Genomic DNA, 6,069 nt, shown 5'->3' with positions numbered 1-6,069 from the left:
TCGCCGCCGGCGTTCCACCGGACCAGGTCACCCGTGCGGTACAACCGCTCCCCCGCACCGAACGGATTCGCCACGAACCGCTCCGCCGTCAAACCGGCACGCCCCACGTACCCGCGCGCCAACTGCACACCCGCCAGGTACAACTCACCCTCGACACCCACCGGCACCGGGGACATCCGGTCGTCCAACACGTACACCTGGGTGTTGGCCACCGGCCCACCGATCGGCACCACCGCACCATCGCTGACGGCACAGCGCGCCGCGGTCACGTCCACGGCCGCCTCCGTGGGCCCGTACAGATTGAACAGCGGTACACCGCCCAGCAGTTCGAGGAACCGGTCGCGCAACGGCGCCGGCAGCGCCTCACCACTGCAGAACACCGCCCGCAGCCCGGTGCAGTCGCCGGCCGCCGGCTCACGCAGGAACGTCTCCAGCATCGACGGCACGAAGTGCGTCACCGTGATGTTCTCGCCCTGGATCAACTCGACGAGATAGCCGGGCTCCCGGTGGCCGCCGGGACGTGCCAGCACCAACGCCGCGCCCTGCACCAACGGCCAGAAGAACTCCCACACACTGACGTCGAACCCGAACGGCGTCTTCTGCAGCACCCGATCCCCGACACCGATGGCCACACCGGGGAGCTCCTGCATCCAGGCGAGCCGGTTCACGATCCCCGCATGCGACACCGCAACACCCTTCGGACGCCCGGTGGAACCCGACGTGAAGATCACATACGCCGGATGCGCGGGCAACACCCCCACCACAGGAGCCTGCGCCGACAGACCCGCCAACTCCGCGACCACAGCCGGATCATCCACCGCGACCCGCGCCACGCCATCCGGCACCAACGCGGTCAGGGCGATGGTGCTCAGCACGCACACCGGCCCGGCATCCGCCACGACCGCCGCGATCCGCCCGGCCGGATACTCCGGATCCACCGGCAGATACGCACCACCAGCCTTCACCACCGCCAACAACGCCACCACCAACTCGACCGAGCGCTCCATCAGCACCGCAACCACCGACTCCGGCCCCACACCCCGGCCGACCAGCAGTCGCGCCAACCGATTCGCCCGCGCATCCAACTCCCCGTACGACACCTCCACACCCTCGAACACCACCGCCACCGCATCCGGCGTCCGCACCACCTGCGCCGCGAACAGTGCCGGCAGTGTCGCGTCCACCAGCGGCCGAACAGTGTCGTTCCACACCTCCACCACCAGCCGACGCTCAGCCTCACCCAGCACGTCCAGCGCCGCGAACCGGGCCTGCGGTTCCTCCTCCAGCACGGTCACGAGCTGGCGGAGGCAGGTGTGCAGCATCGTGCCCACCTGCTCCGCATCGGCCGGCGCCACCGCGTCGATGGCCAGCCTGAACCCGGTCCCGTCGTCGTCGACGTTCGCGACCAGGGGGTAGTTGGTGCGCCCTTCCGAGGCAAGGAGCCGCACGTCCTCCAACCCGGTGCCCAGACCCGCACCGGGCTCGGTCGCACCGGCCTGGCCGTTGCGGTAGTTGAAGAGGGCGGTGAAGAGCGGGCTGCCGCCCGCCACACCGCTCGCCTGCTGCGCCAGCACCAGCGGCGCGTGCTCGTGCACCAGCAGCTCGGCCAGCTGCTGCCGCATCCCGGTCAGCGCCTCGCCCACGGTGGAGGAGCCGACCCGCACCCGCACCGGGAGCGTGTTGAGGCACGGGCCCTGGAGCCGGTCGGCACCCGCGCCCGCGTTCATCCGGCCGAACAGCACCGTGCCGAACACCACGTCCTCACGACCGCTCACCGCTGCCAGCACCCGCGCCCATGCCAGGTGGAACACCGTCGCCGGACTCACCGCCATCCGGCGCGCGATCGCCCGCAGTCGAAGCGTGAGCTCGGCCTCCACCGCGGAACACGCCGATACCGCGGTCGTGCCGTCACCGTGCACGTCCAGCAGGCCGAACGGGGCGGTGGTCTCGGTGACGTCGCCCAGCAGCCCGGCGAAGTACCGCTCATGCTCCTCGCGCGGCACACCGAGGCGGGCCTGAGCGACGAAGTCGCGGAACGGCAGCGCCTCGGACAGCGACTCACCCCGCCCTGTCAGGAAGGCACGCACCTCCCCCAGCAGCGCATTCGTCGTGGTGTCGTCGCGCACCAGGTGGTGGACGCGCAGCAGGGCCAGCCAGCCCTCGCCGTCCGGTTCGGCGGCGATGTGCACGTCCATCAGCGGGGCGCGGTCCAGCGCCATCCAGGCGCCGCCGATGGACTGCAACTGCTCGGCCGCGTCCGCACCCCGCGGATCCAGCACGACTTCGTGGACCGGCAGTTCGGCGCGTCGGGCCACGACCTGGACCGGCTCGCGCAGGCCCTCCCACACGATCGCGGTGCGGTACACGTCGTGCCGGTCGATCACCCGCTGCAGCGCGTTCAGGAACGAGTCGAGGCGCGGGCGGGAGTCGAACCCGAGCGCCGTCGGCCCGGCGTACACATCCCGCTCGCCCTCGTGTCCGGCCGTCATCAGGTGGTGGAAGAGGACGCCCTCCTGGAACGGGGCCAGCGGGTACACGTCCGCGACGTTCGCGGCACCGCCGGGCACCTTCGACACGATCAACTCGATTTCTGCCTCGGTCAGTTCCACCAGCGACAGCATCTGCGGGGTGATCCGCACGGCGTCCTCGGGGATGAGGTTCGCCGGCACCACCACGTGCTCCGAACCCGCCTCGAGTGCCAGGCCTGCCGGGGTCGACGTCTGGAACAACGCCTTCACCGACACCGAGACCCCACGCACCCGCAGCATCTCCACCAACGACACCGCCAACAGCGAGTGCCCGCCCAACGCGAAGAAGTCGTCATCGACGCCGACGCTCGCCAACCCGAGGACCTCGGCGAACGCCTCGCACAGGATCTCCTCCCGCACCGATGCCGGCCCACGGCTCGACACCCCACCCGCCGCCGCGAAGTCCGGCGCGGGCAGCGCCTTGCGGTCCAACTTCCCGTTGCCGGTCAGCGGCAGGGCGTCCAACACCACCACGGCGGCGGGCACCATGTGCTCCGGCAGCCGCGCGGCGACGAAGGTCCGCACCCCGTCCACGAGGGTGTCGTCCACATCATCCGGGTCGTCCGCGACCACGTAGGCGACCAGGCGCTTCTCCCCCGGGGTGTCCTCGCGGGCGATCACGGCCGCCTGGGCGATCAGCGGGTGAGCCGTCAGGGCGCCGGCCACCTCACCCGGCTCGATCCGGAAACCACGGATCTTGACCTGCTCGTCCGCACGGCCCATGAACACGATCTCGCCATCGGCCGTCCAACGGGCCAGGTCACCCGTGCGGTACATCCGGGTACCGGACTCGAACGGGCACGCGACGAACCGCTCCGCGGTCAGGCCCGGGCGGCGCACATAGCCGCGCGCCAGCTGCGCACCCGCCACGTACAACTCACCCGCCACACCCGGCGCCACCGGGTTGAGGCGCTCATCCAGCACGTAGAAGCAGGTGTTGGCCACCGGCGAACCCACCGGCAGCACCCCACCCGTCAGGCGGGTGGTCGCGACACCGATCGTGGTCTCCGTCGGACCGTAGTGGTTGAACACCCGCCGTTCGCCCGCGGCGGCCAGGAGTTCATCGACCCACCCCGGCGAGGCCGCCTCACCACCCAGCACCACCGACCGACCCGGCAGCACCCGCTCCAGACCACCCACCGCACCCAGCGCCGCCAGGTGCGAGGGCACCACCTTCAGGAAGTCGATCCCGTGCTCGGCCAGGTAGTCGCCCACCAGGCGCGGATCGGTGACCGCCTCCTCGTCCAGGACGTGCAGCTCACCACCGGACAGCAGGCTCGCGAACAGCACCGTGTTCCCCAGGTCGGTCGCCTGCGCCTGCAGCAACGCATATCTGCCGCCCTCGAAGCCGACCCGGGCCGGCACCGAGGACACGTAGTTCGCCAGGCCCCCGTGCGTAACGGCCACGCCCTTCGGACGACCCGTCGAACCGGAGGTGTAGATGACATACGCCAGCGACCGCGGATCCACCGCCACGCCGGGCGATGTGGTCGGCGCCGCCGCCAACTGCATCGCCGTCAACGTGTCGTCCACGGCGACCAGGCGCACACCCACCGACGGCAGGTCCTCCAGCACCTCATCGGTGGTCAGCACGAGCTGTGCCCGCGAGTCCTTCACCGTGAACGCGACCCGCTCGGCCGGCTGGGACACGTCCACCGGAAGGTAGCCGGCCCCCGCCTTCCAGACCGCCAGGATCCCGCTGATCATCTCCGCTCGCGGCAGCGCCAGCCCCACCACCGACTCCGGCCCGACACCCTGGCCGACCAGGTAGTGGGCAAGGCGGTTCGCCCGCGCGTCCAGCTCCGCGTACGACACCGACACGCCATCGGAGACGAGCGCCACCGCCTCCGGCGTCCGCGCCACCTGCGCCTCGAACAGCTGCGGAACCATCACCCCGGATCCGGCCGCAGTGGTGTCGTTCCACTCCGACAGCACCCTGCGACGCTCATCCGCACCCAGCACATCCACCGCGTCGACCCGGGTCCGCGGGTCGTCGGCCATCGCCGTCAGCACCCGCACCAGTGAGCCCGCGACCCGACCCGCGACGCCCTCGTCGAACAGGTCCGCCGCCGCCGTCAGCATGCCCCGGATCCCCGCCGGCGCGCCCTGCGCACCGAACACCTCACCCACGATCACATCAAGGTCGAACTTGGCCATCGCCCGACCCATCAGCAGCAGTTCAGCTCCGAGGCCGGGCAGGTCCAGCGCACCGTCATCCGCTGTCAGGCCGGTGTTCTGAAGGGTCAGGACGACCTGGAACAGCGGGTGCCGGGCCAGCGAACGCGCCGGTGCCAGCTCCTCCACCAGCTTCTCGAACGGCACATCCTGGTTCTCCAGCGCGCTCAACCCCGCCTCGCGCACCCGCCCGAGAACCTCTTCGAACGTCGGATCACCGGACAGATCCGTCCGCACGACCACGGTGTTGACGAAACACCCGACCAGATCGTTCAACGCCTCATCCGTACGCCCGGCGATCGCCGAGCCGATCGGGATGTCGGCCCCCGCACCCAGTCGGCTGAGCGTCACCGCAACAGCCGCCTGCAGCACCATGAACATGGTCACCCCACGCTCACGCGCCAACTCCACCAAACGCCCGTGCAGTTCAGCCGGAACATCCAACTCCACGGTGTGGGCACGGTGCGACGCGACCGCCGGACGCGACCGGTCGAACGGCAGCGGCAACTCCTCAGGGGCTCCCGCCAACGTCTCACGCCAGTAGGCCACCTGACGGAACAACAGACTCGACGAATCCCGCTCGTCACCCAGCAACTCGCGCTGCCACACAGCGAAATCCCCATACTGCACCGGCAGCGACTCCCACACCGGAGCCAGACCGCCCAAGCGCGCCGCATACGCCGCCGAAAGGTCCCTCGCCAGCGGAGCAGTCGACCAGCCGTCCATGGCGATGTGGTGCGACAGCAGCATCAGCACATGCTCAACCGAACTCACCGCGAACAGCGTCGCCCGCAACGGAGTCTCGGACGAGACGTCGAACGCATACCGGCCCGCCTCAGCCAACGCACCCTCGAGCCCATCCGACGCCACCTCGACCACCGAGGGCTCGAACCCGCACTCCTCCAGCGACAGCACCCTCTGGTAGGGCTCACCATCGACTGCCGGGAACACCGTCCGCAGCGCCTCGTGCCGCCCGACGACATCCCGCAGCGCCTCCGCCAGGGCCTCCCGGTTCACCTCCCCGGTCAACCGCAGCGCCATCGGCGTGTTGTAGGTCGCGCTCGCACCCTCCAACTGCCCGAGGAACCACAGCCGGTGCTGCGCGAACGACAACGGCACCCGCTCCGGACGCTCCATCGCACGCAGTGCCAACCGGCTCTCACCGGCCTGCCCAAGCCGTCCCGCCAGGACCGCCGGCGTCGGCGCCTCGAACAACTCGCGGACCGCCAACTCCACACCCAGCACCGCACGGATCCGACTCAGCAGCCGCATCGCCAGTAGGGAGTGGCCGCCCAGGGCGAAGAAGTCGTCCTCCACGCCGACCCGCTCCAGGCCCAGCACCTGCGCGAACGCCTGACACAGCAAC

1 protein-coding gene is annotated in these 6,069 nt (G+C 70.5%); it reads right to left on the bottom strand.

Annotation, left to right across the window (positions count from 1 at the left end):
- A partial coding sequence (locus tag ABH928_RS36340) for an amino acid adenylation domain-containing protein (protein ID WP_370073030.1) occupies window positions 1-6,069 on the bottom strand: 6,069 nt, incomplete at both ends.

This window comes from Streptacidiphilus sp. MAP5-3 (assembly GCF_041262505.1).
Classification (GTDB): domain Bacteria; phylum Actinomycetota; class Actinomycetes; order Streptomycetales; family Streptomycetaceae; genus Streptacidiphilus.
The sequence above is the reverse complement of the archived record's forward strand: the minus strand, read 5'-3'. Positions and strand labels throughout refer to the sequence as shown.